Source organism: Pantoea sp. SIMBA_079, assembly GCF_046940275.1.
Lineage (GTDB): Bacteria > Pseudomonadota > Gammaproteobacteria > Enterobacterales > Enterobacteriaceae > Pantoea > Pantoea borealis.
The window spans coordinates 1-336 of the sequence record NZ_JAWRYR010000102.1; the positions used below are offsets into that span (position 1 = coordinate 1).

A 336-nucleotide genomic window follows, 5' to 3' on the forward strand; every position below is an offset into this window, starting at 1 on the left:
GTACCATCATCACGGGTTCAGGGCAGCGCAGGCCCAGCGCATCCAGCGTATGGTCGGGTGCGGAGTAAGGATCGCGCATGATTCTCTTATCGGTAAGTAAACAAAGATGCTCATTCTAGCTCGCCATGTCCGCAGCGCAAGGCGACAACGATTGCGCTAAAATTAACCGTTGCATAAATTGCGCAACGGGTTAAGATGACGTCCGTTTTTTTTAAAATCGTTGCTTAGTCCCCAAAATCGTTTGCTTTTTGGCAAGGTGGCAAGCGCGTATATACCCGGAGGTTTACTGAAGTAAGCGATCGGGCTACGCAAGCGCAGCCAGTGCAGCAAAAATGC

Annotated in this window: 1 pseudogene; it reads right to left on the bottom strand. The window is 50.6% G+C overall.

Annotation, left to right across the window (positions count from 1 at the left end):
• A pseudogene (locus SB719_RS19295) lies at window positions 1-79 on the bottom strand (sulfurtransferase TusA); the annotation flags it as partial.
• Between the last annotated feature and the right edge of the window lie 257 nt (window positions 80-336).